This is a genomic window from Caldimonas sp., from assembly GCF_046291045.1.
Lineage (GTDB): Bacteria > Pseudomonadota > Gammaproteobacteria > Burkholderiales > Burkholderiaceae_C > Caldimonas.
This window is the reverse complement of the sequence record NZ_JBKBSL010000003.1, coordinates 65,942-84,916: the sequence shown is the minus strand read 5'-3', so window position 1 is coordinate 84,916 and position 18,975 is coordinate 65,942. Positions and strand designations below refer to the sequence as shown.

General features: G+C 67.0%; 17 protein-coding genes. 1 reads left to right on the top strand and 16 read right to left on the bottom strand.

From position 1 onward, the window contains the following. Positions 1-18: 18 nt before the first annotated feature. The 13 genes from ACK4ZD_RS02010 to ACK4ZD_RS01950 form a co-directional block, all read right to left on the bottom strand. Positions 19-804 (bottom strand): enoyl-CoA hydratase/isomerase family protein, encoded by a 786-nt coding sequence (locus ACK4ZD_RS02010; RefSeq protein ID WP_409658045.1) that lies wholly within the window; start codon positions 802-804, stop codon positions 19-21. A 14-nt stretch (positions 805-818) separates the two neighbouring features. Next, complete coding sequence (locus ACK4ZD_RS02005; protein WP_409658043.1) at positions 819-2,426, bottom strand: carboxyl transferase domain-containing protein; 1,608 nt, start codon at positions 2,424-2,426, stop codon at positions 819-821. 115 nt (positions 2,427-2,541) lie between these two features. Next, entirely contained in the window at positions 2,542-2,940 is a 399-nt protein-coding gene (locus tag ACK4ZD_RS02000; RefSeq protein WP_409658040.1) for a rhodanese-like domain-containing protein, read from the bottom strand. Between the two features lie 7 nt (positions 2,941-2,947). After that, positions 2,948-3,553, bottom strand: coding sequence for a 2-hydroxychromene-2-carboxylate isomerase (locus tag ACK4ZD_RS01995; RefSeq protein WP_409658037.1), 606 nt, complete (start codon positions 3,551-3,553; stop codon positions 2,948-2,950). Between the two features lie 162 nt (positions 3,554-3,715). Beyond that, on the bottom strand, positions 3,716-5,185 hold the full coding sequence (locus tag ACK4ZD_RS01990) for a TrkH family potassium uptake protein (protein WP_409658035.1): 1,470 nt from the start codon (positions 5,183-5,185) through the stop codon (positions 3,716-3,718). 9 nt (positions 5,186-5,194) lie between these two features. Next, on the bottom strand, positions 5,195-6,637 hold the full coding sequence (trkA, locus tag ACK4ZD_RS01985) for a Trk system potassium transporter TrkA (RefSeq protein ID WP_409658033.1): 1,443 nt from the start codon (positions 6,635-6,637) through the stop codon (positions 5,195-5,197). Positions 6,638-6,702: 65 nt separating this feature from the next. Continuing rightward, a complete protein-coding gene (locus ACK4ZD_RS01980; protein WP_409658030.1) occupies positions 6,703-7,833 on the bottom strand; it encodes an acyl-CoA dehydrogenase family protein in 1,131 nt (376 codons plus the stop codon). Positions 7,834-7,855: 22 nt separating this feature from the next. After that, positions 7,856-8,524 carry an SDR family oxidoreductase gene (locus ACK4ZD_RS01975; RefSeq protein WP_409658027.1) on the bottom strand — a complete coding sequence of 223 codons (669 nt, stop codon included), beginning with the start codon at positions 8,522-8,524 and terminating at the stop codon, positions 7,856-7,858. An 11-nt stretch (positions 8,525-8,535) separates the two neighbouring features. Then, positions 8,536-9,714, bottom strand: coding sequence for an acetyl-CoA C-acyltransferase (locus ACK4ZD_RS01970; protein WP_409658024.1), 1,179 nt, complete (start codon positions 9,712-9,714; stop codon positions 8,536-8,538). Between the two features lie 39 nt (positions 9,715-9,753). Next, positions 9,754-11,559 carry a bifunctional isocitrate dehydrogenase kinase/phosphatase gene (gene aceK, locus ACK4ZD_RS01965; RefSeq protein WP_409658021.1) on the bottom strand — a complete coding sequence of 602 codons (1,806 nt, stop codon included), beginning with the start codon at positions 11,557-11,559 and terminating at the stop codon, positions 9,754-9,756. Between the two features lie 143 nt (positions 11,560-11,702). Further along, the gene (locus tag ACK4ZD_RS01960; protein ID WP_409658019.1) at positions 11,703-12,881 is read right to left on the bottom strand and encodes an isovaleryl-CoA dehydrogenase; all 1,179 of its coding nucleotides are present in this window, start codon (positions 12,879-12,881) and stop codon (positions 11,703-11,705) included. A 48-nt stretch (positions 12,882-12,929) separates the two neighbouring features. Beyond that, positions 12,930-13,394 (bottom strand): PaaI family thioesterase, encoded by a 465-nt coding sequence (locus ACK4ZD_RS01955; protein WP_409658016.1) that lies wholly within the window; start codon positions 13,392-13,394, stop codon positions 12,930-12,932. A gap of 102 nt (positions 13,395-13,496) precedes the next feature. Next, a complete protein-coding gene (locus ACK4ZD_RS01950) occupies positions 13,497-13,922 on the bottom strand; it encodes a MerR family transcriptional regulator (protein WP_409658013.1) in 426 nt (141 codons plus the stop codon). A 45-nt stretch (positions 13,923-13,967) separates the two neighbouring features. On the opposite strand from ACK4ZD_RS01950, the gene ACK4ZD_RS01945 reads away from it, so the two are divergent. Next, a complete protein-coding gene (locus ACK4ZD_RS01945) occupies positions 13,968-15,026 on the top strand; it encodes an MBL fold metallo-hydrolase (RefSeq protein ID WP_409658010.1) in 1,059 nt (352 codons plus the stop codon). Here ACK4ZD_RS01945 and ACK4ZD_RS01940 read toward each other — a convergent pair whose 3' ends face one another. The 3 genes from ACK4ZD_RS01940 to ACK4ZD_RS01930 are packed head-to-tail and all read right to left on the bottom strand — an operon-like array spanning position 15,027 to position 18,926. Beyond that, complete coding sequence (locus tag ACK4ZD_RS01940; protein WP_409658008.1) at positions 15,027-16,139, bottom strand: deoxyguanosinetriphosphate triphosphohydrolase; 1,113 nt, start codon at positions 16,137-16,139, stop codon at positions 15,027-15,029. It abuts the gene before it with no gap. A gap of 17 nt (positions 16,140-16,156) precedes the next feature. Continuing rightward, a complete protein-coding gene (aroB, locus tag ACK4ZD_RS01935; RefSeq protein ID WP_409658005.1) occupies positions 16,157-17,284 on the bottom strand; it encodes a 3-dehydroquinate synthase in 1,128 nt (375 codons plus the stop codon). After that, entirely contained in the window at positions 17,256-18,926 is a 1,671-nt protein-coding gene (locus tag ACK4ZD_RS01930) for a hypothetical protein (protein ID WP_409658002.1), read from the bottom strand. The genes aroB and ACK4ZD_RS01930 overlap by 29 nt, the downstream gene beginning before the upstream one ends. Positions 18,927-18,975 lie beyond the last annotated feature (49 nt).

The window sequence follows — 18,975 nt, the reverse complement described above, 5'->3', positions numbered from 1 at the left end:
GTTGAATGGGCTTGCGGCTCACGCACCGGCCCAGGGCGGGCTGCGCTTGTCGAGGAAGGAGCGCACCCCGGCGCGGCCTTCGTCGCTGGCGCGGACGTCGGCAATCCGTCGTGCGGTGTCCTCGCGCAGCGCCGCGCTGATCGGCTGGCCCGCCACGTCCTGCACCAGGCGTTTGCAGGCCTTCACCGCCTGCGGGCCGTTGGCCACCAGGGCCGCGACGATCGCATCGACGCGCTCGTCCAGCGCCTGCGCCGAGCACACCTCGTGCACGAAGCCCAGGCGATGGGCCTGAGCGGCATCGAAGCGTTCGGCGGTGAGGAAGTAGCGCCGCGCCGCCTGCTCGCCCATCGCGCGGATCACATAGGGGCTGATGGTGGCCGGCAGCAGGCCCAGCTTCGCTTCCGACAGGCAGAACTGCACGCCCTCGGCCGCCACGAGCACGTCGCACACGGCCGCCAGGCCCACACCGCCGGCATAGCAGTCGCCCTGGATCCGCCCCACCACCGGCAGCGGGCAGCTGTACAGCGTCCACAGCATCTCGGCCAGTCGTGCCGCGTCATCGCGGTTTTGCTCCCAGGTGTAGTCGGCCATCGCGCGCATCCAGTTCAGGTCGGCGCCTGCGCTGAAGGCCTTGCCGTGAGCGCCGAGCACCACCGCGCGCAGCTGCGGATCACGGCCCAGGGCCTGGAACGTCTCGGTCAGCTCGGCGATGGTGGCATCGTTGAAGGCATTGCGCACGTCTGGCCGGTTGAGCCAGACACGGGCCACGGGGCCGTCGATGCGGATGTCGAGGGTGGCGGGCATGGAGCCTCCTGAGGTCAGATACGGAAGACGCCGAAGCGCGTCTCCGGGATGGGGGCATTGAGACTGGCGCTTAGGCCCAGGGCCAGCACGCGGCGTGTGTCGGCCGGGTCGATGACGCCGTCGTCCCACAGCCGGGCCGAGGCGTAGTACGGGTGTCCCTGCTCCTCGTACTGCTGGCGGATCGGGGCCTTGAAGGCCTCTTCCTCCTCGGCGCTCCACTGGCCGCCCTTGGCCTCGATGCCGTCGCGCTTGACGGTGGCCAGCACGCTGGCGGCCTGCTCACCGCCCATCACGCTGATGCGCGCATTCGGCCACATCCACAGAAAGCGGGGCGAATAGGCCCGGCCGCACATGCCGTAGTTGCCCGCGCCGAAGCTGCCCCCGATGATCACGGTGAACTTGGGCACCTGGGCGCAGGCGACCGCCGTCACCATCTTCGCGCCGGCGCGGGCGATGCCCTCGTTCTCGTACTTGCGGCCCACCATGAAGCCGGTGATGTTCTGCAGGAAGACCAGCGGCACCTTGCGCTGGCAGCACAGCTCGATGAAATGCGCCCCCTTGTTGGCACTTTCGCTGAAGAGGATGCCGTTGTTGGCCACGATGCCCACAGGCATGCCCTCGATGTGAGCAAAGCCGCACACCAGAGTGCTGCCGTAGCGTGCCTTGAACTCGTCGAACTCACTGGCGTCGACGATGCGGGCGATGACCTCACGCACATCGAAGGGCTTGCGTGGGTCGGTGGGGATCACGCCGTGCAGCTCTTCGGGCGCGTACTTCGGAGGCCGCGGCGACACACAGGCCAGCGGCTGGGGCTTGCGCCGGTTGAAGCGTGCCACCGCGGCGCGCGCCAGCGCCAGGGCGTGCAGGTCGTTCTCGGCCAGGTGGTCGGCCACGCCCGACAGGCGCGTGTGCACGTCCCCGCCACCCAGATCCTCGGCGCTGACCACCTCGCCGGTGGCGGCCTTCACCAACGGCGGGCCGCCCAGAAAGATGGTGCCCTGGTTCTTCACGATGATGGCCTCGTCGCTCATCGCCGGCACATAGGCCCCGCCAGCGGTGCACGAGCCCATCACCACCGCCAGTTGCGGAATGCCGGCCGCGCTCATCGTGGCCTGGTTGTAGAAGATGCGGCCGAAGTGGTCGCGGTCGGGAAAGACCTCGTCCTGATTGGGCAGGTTGGCACCGCCGCTGTCCACGAGGTAGATGCACGGCAGGCCGTTTTGCTGGGCCACCTCCTGCGCGCGCAGGTGCTTTTTCACCGTCATGGGGTAGTAGGTTCCCCCTTTGACGGTGGCGTCGTTGCAGACGATCACGCAGTCCACGCCCGACACCCGGCCGATGCCGGCGATCAGCCCGGCCCCCGGCGCCTCGTTGCCGTACATGTTCAACGCCGCCAGCGGGGCCAGCTCCAGAAAGGGAGTGCCCGGGTCGAGCAGCATGTCCACCCGTTCGCGCGGCAACAGTTTGCCGCGGGCCAGGTGCTTGGCCCGCGCCGCCTCGCCGCCCCCCTGGGCGATGGTGGCGAGCTGACGGTTCAGGTCGTCCACCAGGGCCCGCATCGCGGCGGCATTGCCTTTGAATTCGTCGGAACGGGGATGGAGTCGGGACTCGAGGACGCTCATGCAGGCTCCCAGCCGGCCGGCCCGTGGCAGGCCGACACTTTATTGACGTTTACGTAAACGTCAATTCTAGGCCGACCCAGGGCCACTTGACTAGCGGGCAGACCCTATCCAGGCCCTATTTCTTCGGCTTGTCGGCCACCGGCGCGCCGGCACTCTTCCAGGCGGAGAAGCCCCCCTCGATGTGGGCCACGCGCGGCAGGCCCATGTCCTGCAGGGTCTTGGTGGCCAGGGCCGAGCGCCAGCCGGCGGCGCAGAACAGAATGAATTCCTTGTCCTCGGCGAACACCGGCCGGTGGTAGGGCGATTCGGGATCGACCCAGAACTCCAACATGCCGCGCGGTGCGTGGACGGCGCCGGGGATGACCCCCTCGCGCTCGAGCTCGCGCACGTCGCGCACATCGACGAAACACACGTCGGGGTCGCCGAGCTTGGCGCGCGCTTGCTCGACGCTGTAGGTCGTCACTTGGGCCATGGCCTCGTCCACCAGGGCCTTGTAGCCTTTTTTCATCCGCACCTCCGGGTCAGAACGGCCCCTGCGAGAGCCAGCGTTCGATCTGGGCCTTGCGGTCATTGCCCCAGAAGGGTTCGCCATCGACCACGATGTACGGCGCACCGAACATGCCGGCGGCCACTGCGGCCTCGTTGGCATGCTTGAGGCGCTCTTTCCACACCGGGTCGTTCCAAACGGCCTCGGCCTGGTCCGCGTCGAGCCCGAACTGCGAGGCCAGCCCTTTCAGGGCCTGTACGTCCGACAGATCGACACCGCGTGCGAAATAGGCCCGCAAACCGGCGCGCGCCCAAGCCACGGCTCGCGCGGGATCGCCGTCGTGCAGCCACCAGAAAACCCGTGCAGCATTCTGGGTCGGGATCGGAAAAACGGCAGGCTGGGTGTAAGGCACCCCCTCGAAACGCGCCGAACGGGCAAAGTCGCGCAGCACGTACTCGCGCTTGAGCGGATGCGCCACCGGCGGTCGCAGTTCGGCGGCCTGGAAGGTCACGCCCAGCAGCACGGCATGCCAGCGCACGGTGCGCCCATGCCGCGCAGCCAGGGCCTCGATCCATTCGGACGCGATGTACGAGTAGGGCGAGGAGAAGTCGAAGTAGAAATCGATCGGCGGCTTGTTCATGCCCTCAACGGTACAGCAATGGTGACACCCCTGGCGACCAATCGAAGACCGTCGATGCGTGGGGCCCACCCATGCTAACCGCGATCGGGCAACGAGCCAACCGTGAACAGCGCCGGGCGACCATCGGGCTGAATCCTGCGGCAACGTCGTCCCGACAGCCGCTCACTTGCGCCAGAACGAAGGGGTCAGCAGCACCATGAAGGACAGCATCTCCAGCCGGCCCAGTAGCATGGCCAGAGTGCACACCCAGGTCTGAAAATCGCTCAGACCGGCGAAGTTGCTCGCGGGCCCCACTGCGCCCAAACCCGGGCCCATGTTGTTGACGCTGGCAGCCACGGCAGTGAAGGCGGTGACCACATCCAGATCGGTGGCCAGCAGCACCATGGTCAGGCCAATGATCGTGGCCCCATAGACGAGCATGAAGCCCAGCACGGCGAAGATGGTGTCATTGTCCACGGTGCTGGTCCCCAGGGTCACGGGCTGGACCGCTCGGGGGTGCACGATGCGAGACATCTCGCGCCGGGCCTGCTTGAGCAGAATGAGCACTCGCACCATCTTGACTCCCGCCCCCGTGGAACCCGCACTGGTGCTCAGGCCCGAGAGCATGAGCATCAGCACCGGGGCCAAGATGGGCCATTGCGCATAGTCGGTGTTGGCGTAGCCCGTGGTGGTAGCGATCGAGATCACGTTGAAGAAAGCCATGCGCACCGCCTGCAGGGGATCCTCGTAGACCCCCTTGCTCCATAACAGCACGGCCACGATGGCCGACGACAGCAGCAACAGGCCGAGCGTGCCGCGGGCTTCCGGATCCACCCACAGGCGCTGCAGACTGCGCTTGCGCATGGCGACGAAGTACATCGCGAAGTTGCAGGCGGCCACCAGCATGAAGAACACACAGACGGCCTCGATCAGGGGCGAATCGAAATGCCCGAAACTGGCGTCGTACGACGAAAGCCCGCCCAGGCTTACCGTGGTGAACATGTGCACCCAGGCGTCGTACCAGCTCATTCCCGCAGCCCGATAGGCCAGCACGCACAGTACCGACAGCACACAGTAGATGCTCCACAGGCCCTTGGCAGTCTCGGTGATGCGCGGCGTCAGCTTGGTGTCCTTCAGCGGGCCGGCCACCTCGGCCCGAAAGAGCTGGCTGCCGCCGACCCCCAACATCGGCAAGATGGCCACCGCCAGCACGAGGATGCCCATGCCCCCCATCCACTGCATGAAGCAGCGCCACAGGTTGATCGATGGCGGCAGAGCGTCCAGACCGCTGAGCACCGTCGCCCCAGTCGTCGTGAGGCCTGACATGGCCTCGAAATACGCATCGGTGAAAGACAGGGGCATGCCCGCCTGCCTGAAATAAACCATCAGCGGCACGCTGGCGAACAGCGGCAGCACCGTCCACACCAGCGAGACGAGCATCACCCCGTCGCGCGGCTGCAGCTCGCGCCGGTGATGCCGTGCCAGCAGGCGCATCACCACGCCCACCCCGAAGGTCAGAGCGATGCCCACATGCCACGACGCCAGGGCCTCGTCCTGTCCGAACCAGGCCACCCCCAGAGGCACGCCCATGGTCAAGGCAAAGGCCATCACGATGGTGCCGAGGATCGACAGGACCGGCAGGAACGATTGCATGGGCCTCGATCAGAAGAAGGTGGCACTGACCTGCAGGAGCTTTTCTACCTCGCGCACCATGCGCTTGCGCGGCAGGAAGACGATCACGTGGTCGTTGGCCTGGACCACCGTGTCGTGATGAGCGATGATGACCTGCGCCTGGCGCAGCGCCTGCTCGCGCGTCTCCTCGTCGACATCGTCTTCCGGCAGGCCGCGCACGATGGCGCCGATCTGCGCTCCCGGCGGCAGCTTGAGCTCGCCGATCGGCCGCCCCACGACCTTGGAAGTCTTGGCGTCCCCGCGCACCACCGCCTCCAGCGCCTCGGCTGCACCGCGCCGCAGCGAATGCACGGCCTCGACGTCGCCACGGCGCACATACGCCAGCAGCTCGCCGATCACCGTCTGGGCCGGCGACAGCGCGATGTCGATCTGGGAGCCCTGCATCAAGTCGGCATAGGCCTTGCGGTTGATCAGCGCCAGCACCCGCTTGGCACCCATGCGCTTGGCCAGCAGACAGGCCATGATGTTGTCCTCGTCGTCGCTGGTCAGTCCGAGGAAAAGGTCCATGTCGTGGACGTTCTCACCCTCGAGCAGTTCCTCGTCGGTGGAATCGCCCTTGAGGATGAGGGTGTCGGCTGGCAGTTGCGAGGCCAAGTACTCGCAGCGCTTGGCGTCGTGCTCGATGATCTTGACGCGGTATTCACCCTTGAGCTCACGCGCCAGGCGCAGGCCGACGCGGCCGCCACCGGCGATCATCACGCGCTTGACCGGGCGGTCGCGCCGCCGAAGCGCCTCCAGCACGGTGCGGATGTGCTGCGTGGCCGCCAGCACGAAGACCTCGTCGCCGGGCTCGATGCGGGTGACGCCGTCGCAGACGATGGCCTGGTCGGGCCCTTCCGGATCGGGCCGGTAGATGGACACGATGCGCATGTCCACGTCAGGCACCAGGCTGGGCAACTCCGAGATGGTGTGACGCACCAGGGGAGCCCCGGCCACGGCGCGCACGGCGATCAGGCTGACCAGCCCCTGCGCGAATTCCAGCACCTGCAGGGCCTCGGGGTAGGCGATGAGCTGGCGCACATAGCGCGTCACCGAGGCCTCCGGGCAGATCACGCGGTCCACCGCAAAGCCGCTCTTGTCCATCAGCGGCGAGCCGTCGGGGAACTCGGGCGAGCGCAGGCGGGCGATCGTCGTGGGGATGTTGAAGACGTCGTGGGCGATCTTGCACGCGACCAGGTTGGTCTCGTCCAGCGGCGCACAGGCGATCATCATGTCGGCATCCTGTGCGCCGGCCTCCTGCAGCACCGAGGGCTGGATACCGTTGCCCGCGACGCCACGCAGATCCAGACGGTCCTGTAGCTCGCGCAGGCGCTGCGGGTTGGTGTCGATCACCGTGATGTCGTTTCTTTCCGACACCAGGCTTTCGGCCACGCTCTCGCCCACCCGCCCGGCGCCGAGGATGATGATGTTCATGGGCCGCGATTATGCGCGGACACCGCAGCGCGACAAGCCCGCCCAGGGCCAGACACGGGCCGCCATCAGCCCAGGGCGCGGCCGATCAGGATGCGCTGCACATCCGAGGTGCCTTCATAGATCTGACACACCCGAACGTCGCGGTAGATGCGCTCGACCGGGAAGTCGCTGACGTAGCCATAGCCCCCGTGGATCTGGATGGCATCGGAGCACACCCGCTCGGCCATCTCGCTGGCAAAGAGCTTGGCCATGGCTGCCTCCTTCAGACAGGGCATGCCCGCATCCTTCAGGCTTGCCGCATGGTGGATCATCTGGCGCGCCACCTCGATCTGCGTGGCCATGTCGGCCAGGCGGAACTGCACCGCCTGGTGGTTGAAGATGGGCTGCCCGAAGGCCACGCGCTCCTTGCTGTAGGCCAGTGCCGCCTCGAAGGCCGCGCGCGCCATACCCAGGCTCTGCGCCGCGATGCCGATGCGACCGCCCTCCAGGCCCGAAAGGGCAATTCTCAGACCCATACCCTCCTCGCCCAACCGATTCGCCACGGGCACGCGGCAGTTCTCGAAGAGGATCTGCGCGGTGTCGCTGCTGTGCTGGCCCATCTTGTCTTCCAGGCGCGCCACGGTGTAGCCGGGCGTGTCGGTGGGCACGACGAAGGCGCTGATGCCCCTCTTGCCCGCGGCCTTGTCGGTCACCGCCATCACGATGGCTACATCGCCATGCTTGCCGCTGGTGATGAACTGCTTGACACCGTTGAGGACGTAGTGGTCCCCTTCACGCACCGCCGTGGTCTTCAAGCCGCCGGCTTCGCTGCCCACATGGGGCTCGGTCAGGCAGAAGGCTCCGAGCATGTCGCCGCGCGCCAGCGGCTTCAGGAAACGCTGCTTCTGCTCCTCGCTGGCGTAGGCCATCAGGATGGAGCACACCGGGCAGTTGTTCACGCTCACCACGGTGCTCGTTCCGCCGTCGCCGGCGGCGATCTCCTCCAGAATCACGGCCAGGGCGAGGTAGTCCAGCCCGGCGCCGTCGTACTCGGCCGGTACCGCCACGCCATAGCAGCCCAGCGCGGCCAGGCCCTTGAGCTCCTCGGCCGGAAAGTGATGCTCCTTGTCCCAGCGCGCCGCGTTGGGGGCGATACAGTCCTGCACATAGGCGCGCACGGCGTCTTGCACCGCGCGGTGGTCTTCGCTCAACAACATGATGTCGATGGGGATGCGCGGCTCACCAGGCGATGGGTGTGCCGTCGTGGTGGAGGAAATGCCCATTGTCGTCGGGCGTCAGTCGCGCGAGCAGCTTGCGAAGGCCGGCCACGCTGTCCTCGGGTGCGAGGCTGGCGTTGGGCCCGCCCATGTCGGTGCGCACCCAGCCCGGATGCACGGCCACGCAGGTGATGCCGCGCGGCCCGAGCGCCAGCGCGGCATCGCGCAGCACCGAATTCAGCGCGGCCTTGGAGGCGCGGTAGAGCCAGCCGGTGCTCGAACTGCGCTGACCGATCGATCCCATCATCGACGACAGCACCATGAGCTTGGCGCCGCTCGCCAATGCCGTCTCGAGCTGGGGCAGCACGCGCATGGGCCCAAGCACGTTGGTGCGCATCACCGCATCGAAATCGTTCTGGGTCGGCGTCTCCAGCCCCTGCGTGCGCGGGCCGTAGATCCCGGCATTGAGGATCACGGCGTCGAAGCGCTCGCCATCCAGGCGCCAGCCCAGGCCGGCCACGCTCGCGGCGTCCAGCAGATCCAGCGGCCAGGACTCGCAGCCCAGCGCACGCAACCGCGCCAGTCCCTCGTCGCTGCGCGCCGTGGCCACCACGCGGTCGCCGGCCGCCCGATACTGGCGGGCGAACTCCAGACCCAGCCCGCGCGAAGCTCCGATCACCAGCACCTGCATGGCGCAGTCCTTCAGAGCAGCTCCACGGCCATGGCCGTGGCTTCACCGCCGCCGATGCACAGCGAGGCCACGCCCTTCTTGAGACCGTGCTTGCGCAGCGCCCCAAGCAGGGTCACGACGATGCGCGCGCCGCTGGCTCCGATGGGGTGGCCCAAGGCCACGGCCCCGCCGTTGACGTTCACCTTCTCATGAGGCAGCTTGTGCTCGGTCATCGCCGCCATGGTCACGGCGGCAAAGGCCTCGTTGATCTCCCACAGGTCCACGTCCTTGGCTGCCCAGCCGGCCTTCTTCAGCACCTTGTCGATGGCACCCACCGGGGCGGTGGTGAACCATTCGGGCGCCTGGGCGTGCAGGCTGTGGGCCACGACGCGCGCCAACGGCATCACACCCAGCTTGGCCGCGGTCGACTGGCGCATCAGCACCAGGGCCGCGGCACCGTCGGAGATGCTCGATGAGGTGGCCGCCGTGATGCTGCCGTCCTTCTTGAACGCCGGCTTCAGGCTGGGAATCTTGTCGAGCTTGGCCTTGGCGGGCTGCTCATCCTTGGTGATGTGAAGCTCGCCGCCCTTGCCGGGCACGGCCACGGGCGCCATCTCCCAGTCGAAGCTGCCATCCTCGTTGGCGCGGCGGGCCCGCTCGGTCGAGGTGATGGCGTAGTGGTCCTGGGCCTCGCGACTGAAGCCATACTTGGCCACACAGCTCTCGGCAAACACGCCCATGGCCTTGCCGCGCTCGTAGGCGTCCTCCAGGCCGTCCAGGGCCATGTGGTCGTAGAAGGCCGTGGCGCCGTACTTCTGCCCCTTGCGGATGAAGGCCAGGTGCGGGGCATTGGTCATGCTCTCCATCCCACCGGCGACCATCACGTCCACACTGCCGGCCGCCAGCATGTCGTGCGCAAACATCATCGCGCGCATGCCAGAGCCGCACATCTTGGACAAGGTGACGGCGCCGGCCGAATCGGGCAGGCCGGCGCGGCGGGCCGCCTGGCGTGCCGGGGCCTGGCCCTGGCCGGCCATCAGGCAATTGCCCATGAGCACTTCGTCAACGGCGGCAGCATCGATGCCAGCACGCTCGACCGCCGCTCGGATGGCGACGGCCCCCAATTCCCAGGCCTGCAGGCCGGCGAAATCACCCAGCAAGCCCCCAATGGGGGTGCGGGCGGCAGAAGCAATGACGATGGGGTCGGACATGATGCTCTCCTTCGGGAAACACGGGCCAGGGGCCAGACGTCAGGACGCCATCGCAGGATGGCCCGCCGCCTGGGGGGGATGGGAAGGCTGCACCTGACGCAGCCGCGGGAAACGCTTGTGGGCGTCGTAAGGAAATACGTCATGGACATGGCCGGCGAGGATGCGCTCCTTGTGCGCCTGCCAGTAGGCTGGGTCGAGCAGGTCGGCGTGATGGCGCATGAACACCTCGCGCACGGCCGCATTGCCCAGCAGGAAGGGCCCGAAGGTTTCCGGGAAGACGTCCTTCGGGCCGACGCTGTACCACACCTCGCCTGACAGCTCCTCTTCCTCGGTGCGCGGCTGCGGCACCTTGCGGAAGTTGCAGTCGGTGAGGTATTCGATCTCGTCGTAGTCGTAGAACACCACCTTGCCGTGGCGCGTCACGCCGAAGTTCTTCCAGAGCATGTCCCCTGGAAAGATGTTGGCCGCCACCAGATCCTTGATGGCATTGCCGTACTCGATCACGGCGTGGGTGATCTGCTCGGGCGAGGCTTCCTGCAGGTAGATGTTGAGCGGGATCATTCGCCGCTCGATGTACAGGTGCCGGATGACGAGGTCGTCGCCGTCCTCCTCGATGAGGCTGCCGCAGAAGTGCTTGAGTTCAGCCACCAGTTCGTCCTCGAAGCGTGCACGGGGGAAGGCCACGTTCGAGTACTCCAGCGTGTCGGCCATCCGCCCGACACGGTCGTGCGTCTTGACCAGCAGGTACTTGCGCTGGATCAGCTCGCGCGAAGTGTCCTTCTGAGGCGGATAGAAATCCTTGATGACCTTGAACACATAGGGGAAGGACGGCAGGTCGAAGACCAGCATGACCATGCCCTTGATGCCTGGCGCAATGCGGAAGCGGTCGCTGGAGTGCTTCAGGTGGTAGAGGAAATCGCGGTAAAAGAGATTCTTGCCCTGCTTGTGCAGGCCCAGTGCGTTGTAGATCTCCGACCGCGGCTTGCGCGGCATCAGTGAGCGCAGGAACTGCACATAAGCCGCCGGGATCTCCATATCCACCATGAAGTAGGCCCGCGCAAAGCTGAAGAGCATCTGCAGGTCGTCCTCGCCAAACAGGGCCGCATCGATGACGAGTTGGCGCCGGGAGGTATGCAGGATCGGCAGCGCGAACGGGATCTCGCGGAAACCGTTGACGATCTTGCCAACGATGTAGGCCCCCTTGTTGCGGAAGAACAGGGACGACAGCACCTGGAGCTGGAAATTGGTGCGCAGCCGCACCTCCCCGAACTCCTTGCGCATGGCCTGCAACACGAAGTCCACGTCGCGCCCCAGATCCTCGAACTCCACCGCGAGCTGGAAGTTGGTCACCACCCTCAGCAAAGTCTCGCGCAGGGTCTCACGTGTCGGGTAATAGGCGCGATAGGTCGGTTGAGAGCCAGGCTCGTCGTTCTCGAGGTACTCCGTCGAGATCGCCGGACGCACGAAGATGAAATCGTTATGGAAGTAGCTGCGGTGCAGGATCTTGGTCGTCACCGAGTTGAAGAAGGTCTCGGCCAGCTCGGGCTGCAGGTGGTTGGTCAGCAATCCGATGTAATGCAGCTTGACCTGGTGCCACACGTCCATGGGCAGCTGATGGGCCCGGAACTGGCTCTGCAGCCGCTCCACCGCCTCATCCACGCGCTTGTCGTAGAACTCGATGCGCTCCCGCTGGGCGCGCTGCTGTCCGTGCCAATCGGCCATCTCGAAGCGCCGCTTGGCCTCGATGCTGGTCTGGCGGAACAGCCGATAGTGCCGATTGAAGCCCTCCAGCAGGGCCGCGGCAATGTCGAAGGCGCGCGGATCGGTGAGCTTTTGGGGAAACATCGTGCCCTCCGCGCCGGTTAAGGCCTGTGAACGCCACGGCGGCGGCTGTGGACCGACTTGATCTGCTGGATCGACATGATGGTGCAGTGCAGTATCCCAGTGCGCAGTGTAGGCGCAGCCGGGCGCAAAGCCCACTGCCATGCTCACATCGTCTCGGCAAACAGCTCCCGCCCGATGAGCATGCGGCGGATCTCCGAGGTACCAGCGCCGATCTCGTAGAGCTTGGCATCTCGCCACAGCCGGCCCAGCGGGTACTCGTTGATGTAGCCGTTGCCGCCAAAGATCTGGATGCCCTCCCCGGCCATCCAGGTGGCCTTTTCAGCGCACCAGAGGATGACGCTCGCGCAGTCCTTGCGCACTTGGCGCACATGCTCGCTGCCCAGCATGTCGAGGTTCTTGCCCACGGTGTAGCAGAAGGCGCGCGCAGCCTGCAGCACGGTGTACATATCGGCCACCTTGCCCTGGATGAGCTGGAACTCGCCGATGCTCTGGCCGAACTGCTTGCGGTCGTGGATGTAGGGCACCACGTTGTCCATCACCGCCTGCATGATGCCGATGGGACCGGCGGCCAGCACGGCACGCTCGTAGTCCAGGCCACTCATCAGCACCTTGGCGCCGCCGTTGACCGCTCCCAGGACGTTCTCGGCCGGCACCTCCACGTCGCGGAAGACCAGCTCACCGGTGTGCGAGCCGCGCATGCCCAGCTTGTCGAGCTTCTGCGCCACCGAGAAGCCCTTCATGCCCTTCTCCACGAGGAAGGCCGTGATGCCGCGCGCGCCCAATTCGGGCTCGGTCTTGGCGTAAACCACCAAGGTGTCGGCATCGGGGCCGTTGGTGATCCACATCTTGCTGCCGTTGAGCACGTAGTAGCCGCCCTTGTCCTGCGCGCGCAGCTTCATCGAGACCACGTCCGAGCCCGCACCGGGCTCGCTCATCGCCAGCGCACCCACATGCTCGCCGCTGATCAGCTTGGGCAGATACTTGCGCTTCTGTGCCTCGGTGCCGTTGCGCCGGATCTGGTTCACGCACAGGTTGGAGTGGGCGCCATAGGACAGGCCCACCGAGGCGCTGGCGCGGCTGATCTCCTCCATGGCCACCATGTGGGCCAGGTAGCCCATGTTGGCTCCGCCGTATTCCTCGGGCACGGTGATGCCCAGCACACCGAGCTCGCCCATCTTGCGCCACAGGTCCATCGGGAACTGGTCGGTGGCATCGATCTCGGCCGCCCGCGGGGCGATCTCGGCCTCGGCGAAGGCGCGTACCGAGTCGCGCAGCGCGTCGATGTCCTCGCCGAGCTGGAAGTTGAGTCCGGGCAGTTGCATGGTCATGGTCCTTCGTCTGCACAACAAGAAACGGATCGCCGCTGCGTCTCAGTGCCGCACGCCGTCGCGGCCAAGCACGGTCATGATCGTGGCCGTCATCGTGGCCACCAGGCGCTCGCCGTCCGGTCCGGCCTCCAGGGCCCGGCCATCGACGACCGAGATGGTGCGCCCGGCCTTGGTGACCTCGGCCACGATGCGGAATCCAGGCCCTCGCGCCGGCGCGAGCAGGTTCACCTTGAACTCGATGGTCAGCACCGCCGCCTCCGGCGGCATCAGGGAAAACGCGGCATAGCCACAAGCCGAGTCCAGCGCGGTGGACACCACCCCGGCATGCAGAAAGCCGTGCTGCTGGGTCAGGTCGTCACGGTGCCGCATCGTCAGCACCACCCGCCCGGCCTGCACCTCTTCGAGCGCAATACCCAGGGTGGCCATCACCGCCTGGCGCGCAAAGGAGGCGCGCACGCGGGCGGCGAAGTCCGGATCGGCCGGGGCCGGTTCGGCGGGACTGGGCATGTGCGACTCCTGGACCGCAAGCGACGAAACCCGCAGCCTAATTGACGTTGACGTAAACGTCAATTCGGACTTGCGCAGATAGCGGTTGCGCGGACGCCAAGCTCAGGCGCGCTTCTTGCGCTCGAACTCGCCCAGCAGGCGCCGCGCCTCGCGTTCGTGGCTGCTCACTTCCTCCAGGGTCACCTGCAGGTCGGCGAGCTGCTGCTCGAGCTGCTCGCGATGCGCCGCCAGCACGACCAGGAACTTCTTCAACTGAGGCACGGTGTCGCGGGGCGACTCGTACATGTCCACCAGCTCCTTGATCTCGGCCAGACTGAGTCCCAGCCGCTTGCCGCGCAGCGTGAGCTTCAGGCGCGTGCGGTCGCGCGCGGTGTAGACGCGGTTGCGGCCGTTGGGGCCGCTGCGCTCGGGGCTGAGCAGGCCGCAGTCCTCGTAGAAGCGGATGGCCCGGGTGGTCAGGTCGAACTCGCGCGCCAGCTCGCTGATGGTGTAGCTGGGCGACGCGGTGGTGACAGCGGAATTGGCCATGGCTGCCTATACTGGGGCGAGTGACGTTTACGTAAAGTGTAGCGAATGAACCCGCAGGAACAGCGTCTCGAATACCCGCTGGGCGATTGCCTGCCGCCACCCGGCACCAGCCTGGAGGTGGCCCCCGGGCTGCGCTGGGTGCGCATGGGCCTGCCCTTCGCGCTCGACCACATCAACCTGTGGCTGCTGCGCGACCGGCTGGACGGCCGCGAAGGCTGGACGCTCGTCGACTGCGGCATCGCCAACGACGCCACGCGCCAGGCCTGGGAGCAAGTCTTCGACCGGGAACTGCACGGGCTGCCCGTGCTGCGCGTGGTGGTCACGCACATGCACCCCGACCACATCGGCCTGGCCCACTGGCTCACCGAGCGCTGGCGCTGCCGGATGTGGATCAGCGCCACCGATTACAACGCCGCCCGGGTGGGCAGCCTGCGCGCCGGCGGGCACGGCGGCGACAGCGCCGCCGCCTTCTTCGCCAGCCATGGCCTCACCGACCCGCAGTCCGTGGAGCGGGTGCGCCAGCGGGGCAACTACTACGCCTCCATGGTGCCCCGGGTGCCCGAACAGTTCCGCCGCCTGATGGACGCCCAGGTGCTGCGCATCGGCGGGCGCGACTGGCGCTGCATCGCCGGCTATGGCCACGCCCCCGAGCACATCTCGCTGTACACCGAAGATGGCGGCCCGCTGCTCATCTCCGGCGACATGCTGCTGCCGCGCATCTCCACCAACGTCAGCGTCTTCGACCTCGAACCCGAGGGCAACCCCCTGCCGCTGTACCTCGCATCGATCCAGGATTTGTGCGGTCTGCACGAGGACACGCTGGTCCTGCCCTCGCATGGGCGCCCCTTCCTCGGGCTGCACGAGCGGGTGCGGCAGTTGCAGGCCCACCATGCCGAGCGCCTGCACGAAGTGCTGCAAGCCTGCAGCACCGCGCCGCGCAGCGCGGCCGATCTGCTGGAGGTGATGTTCAAGCGCCAACTCGACCTGCACCAGACCACCTTCGCCATGGGCGAGGCCCTGGCCCACCTGCACGCCCTGTGGTTCGAGGGCCGGCTCGAACGCCGGCTCGGTGAGGACGGTGTCTGGCGCTTCGCGAGCGCCTGATCAGAACAGCCGCACGCCCGTGAGCCGTTCGTGCTCGCGGATCGCGTAGCGGTCGGTCATGCCGGCGATGTAGTCGGCAATCGCCCGGCGGCCCTTGCGGCCGTCCTGCCAGTGATCGGCCGGCATCTCTCGCGGGTCATGATCGTAGGCGGCAAACAACTCGCGCACGACTCGTTTGCCGCGCTCGGTGGTCTCCACCACCTGCGGGTGGCGGTAGAGGTTGGCGCGCAGGAAACGCTTGAGCTCATCGCTTTGCGCGCGCATGGTCTCGCTGAAGCGAAGCAGCACGGGCAGCCGACGCACCTCATCGACATCCCGCGGCCGATGGGCCTCCAAAGCGGCCTGCGTCGCATCGATGACGTCATACACCTGGTCCGACAGCATGCGGCGGATCGCCTCGGCCAGCACGCGCTTGGCCGGAAGATCCGGGTGCTCGCGCAGCACCGCATGACGATAGCTCGCCACCAGTGGCACCTCGTCGAGCTGTTCGAAACGCAGCAGGCCCGAGCGCACGCCGTCGTCGATATCGTGGGCGTTGTAGGCGATTTCGTCGGCCAGGTTGCACAACTGGGCCTCCAGGCTGGGCCGCGTCCCCTCCAGGAACCGCCGCCCCACCTCCCCCAGTCGCTGGGCGTTCGCACGCGAGCAGTGCTTGAGCACGCCTTCGCGCGTCTCGAAACTGAGGTTGAGCCCGTCGAAGCCGGGGTAGCGCTCCTCCAGCTCGTCGATCACCCGCAGGCTCTGCAGGTTGTGCTCGAAGCCGCCGTCCTCGCGCATGCATTCATGCAGCGCATCCTGGCCTGCATGGCCGAAGGGCGTGTGGCCCAGATCATGCGCCAGCGCGATGGCCTCGACCAGATCCTCATGCAGCCCCAGCACCCGGGCGATGGAGCGCCCCAGCTGGGCCACTTCCAGCGAATGCGTCAGGCGTGTGCGGAACAGGTCGCCCTCGTGGTTCAGAAAGACCTGGGTCTTGTAGACCAGACGTCGGAAAGCCGTGCTGTGCACGATGCGGTCCCGGTCACGCTGGAAGGCGTTGCGGGTGGGTGCCTCGGGCTCGGGATGACGCCGCCCTCGGGAGCGAGCCGGATCACAGGCGTAGGGAGCGAGCATGGACCCCGAATCGGCGTTCAGGCCGTGCAGGCCTCGATCACCTCGGCCACCAGGGCATCGGGCGCCGGACGCAGAGCCGCGCGTCCCAGGGCCTCGATGACCACGAACCGGATCTCGCCGCCCTCGTTCTTCTTGTCCACACGCATCAGGTCGAGGTAGCGCTGCGCCCCCAGCGCCGGGCCGGTCACGGGCAGGCCGGAGCGCTCGACGAGCCGACGCATGCGCTCGACGAAGCTGGCGGGCATCAGGCCCAGCCGGGCCGACAGCTCGCTGGCCATCACCATGCCGCAGCCCACCGCCTCGCCATGCAGCCATTGCCCATACCCCAGGCCCGCCTCGATCGCATGTCCAAAGGTGTGGCCGAAGTTCAGGATCGCGCGCAGGCCGGACTCACGCTCGTCCTGCCCCACCACCCAGGCCTTGATCTCGCAGGAGCGGCGCACCGCATGCGCCAGCGCGGCCTTGTCGCGAGTACGCAGGGCCACGATGTTCGCCTCGATCCAGTCCAGGAAGGACGGATCGGCGATGGGCCCGTACTTGATCACTTCGGCCAGGCCGGCCGAGAGCTCGCGCTCGGGCAGGGTGTCGAGCACGTCGAGGTCGCACACCACCAGTCGCGGCTGATAGAAGGCCCCGATCATGTTCTTGCCGCGCGGGTGGTTGATCGCCGTCTTGCCGCCCACCGAGGAATCGACCTGCGCCAGCAGCGTCGTGGGCACCTGCACGAAGGGCACCCCACGCATGTAGCAGGCGGCGGCAAAGCCGGTCATGTCGCCGACCACCCCGCCGCCCAGCGCGTAGAGCACCGTCTGGCGGTCGCAGCCTTCGGCCAGCAGGGCATCGAAGATGCGGTCGAGCGTATGCCAGTCCTTGTACGCCTCGCCATCGGGCAGCACGATCTGGACGACCCGTTCGTGGCGAGCGGCCAGCGCATCGGCCAGGGCCCGGGCATACAGCGGCGCCACCGTCTCGTTGCTGACGATGGCAGCCATCCGGCTGCGCGGCAGCCCAGCATAGCTGTCCGACGACCCCAGCAGACCGGGGCCGATCAGGATGGGGTAGCTGCGCTCGCCGAGGTCAAGGTCCAGTCGATCCAATTCCACTCCCGCAAGAGGCTCAAGGCTGGCACTCCGCGGGCGTCGCATCGCTGTTAGGGTTCTGCGGCTCGTCCAGGCGCCAGCGGCTGTAGCGGTACAGCGTCATCGAGCAATTGTCGCCGATCTCCAGGTCGAAGACGTGCCAGTACCGTGCACTGCCTTCGCTGGCGGGCGGCGTGAACACTACCGTGCGGCCGGCGTAGTTCAGTTCCACCCTTGCCGGTGACTGGGTCATGCCCGGCGCGAACGTCCCCGAGAAGTTGTGGACGTAGAAGCGATAGATCCCAACGCGCGGACGCCGGATGGTGGTCACCTCGGGGCCGAAGCCGGTCACATCGTCCACATCCAGGTTGGCATAGGGCGCCTGGCCCAACGAGCCGCGGTCCACGTAGTAGACGTGGACACCGCCAGGCAGCCGCAGGTGCGAGTCGAGATCACGGGGAGCCTCTCCCCAGGTCAGCCGAACGGTAGCCGCGTTGACCGTCGGCAGGGTCAGGCAAGGTGACAGATTGGTGCTGCCACCGCTGGTGGTGGCGGTCGCGGAGTTCGTCAGCAGGGCGCCGCGCCGGCCCGACACGATGACCGTGCCAGATGAACGCACTGGCAGTGTGAAGTTGCCCCCCGCGTCAGTGACGTCAACGGCGAGCCCTGTGTAAGAGATGCCCTCGGCCGTAACCGTGACATTGACCGCCGGGTTGCCGTTCTCATCTTGAACACAGCCTGTCACCACGACACCGCCACTCAGCGGAGCACCCACCATCCATTGGCCGAAGCGGTCGGCCTGGAAGCTGTAGTAAGGAGCGTCCCCGCCGGCCAGCGTAGCCGAGGGACCCGCCACCCAGCGGGCAGTCGCCGGATCCAGGTAATATGCCGTCACGGACGCGGGCGGATTCGAAGATCGGGTGCTGACGGGCACGCGCACATCTAGGGACGCGCCGGACGCCACCGTCAGGTCGCGGTTGTTGGTCAGGACCACTCCGCCGAAAGCCTCCAGCGACGTGCCCGAACTGTCCGTGTAGTCGCCACTGGCGAGGTAGGTGTCCGATCCCATGGCCAAGGCCGTCACCCTCACCGTGACCTCCCCGCTAGCGGCAGCCCCCGCCTCCTGAAGGGCGCCAGCCGGCACCACGATCCGGGTGGTCCCATCCTCGGCACCCACGGTCCCGCCATCCGCCGCTTGGAGACTGGCTGACAGCCCGTGCGCGGTCAGTTTGAACAACGTGTAGCTAGGAACATCTGCAACCAGCGGAGTCACACGCACCATGGTCTCGAAGCCCGTCGCCTCACTGCGCAGAATCAAGCGGGGATTTGGCGCATGGCTGGCCAGGGCAAAATCGCCCTGCGCATTGGTGCTCAGCGTCACGCCGTCGACTCGCACGGTGGCATTGGCCAGCGCCCCACCTGTGCCGGCGTTGAGGACAGAACCCTGAATGGCATCGTCGCTGATCGTGACGGTCGGATCGGGACTGGGACGCGGGCCGTCACCAACGGTGCCACCACCTCCCGAACCTTCGCCGAACGGTGGGTTGCCCGCACCATCACTGGAGAAGGGTGGAGCCCCCTTCCCGGTGGATGCAAACGGCCCGTCTCCGGAGCCCCCGCCCCCGCCTCCGCAAGACACGAGCGCTAAAACGAACGCCAGCAGCGCCAGACCTGCGCAGTACCGCCTGGAAATTGCAGTTGTCGTCATCGGATTCCCTCCTGGCCAGACCTCGCACAAGGTCGCCGCAAACTCGTTG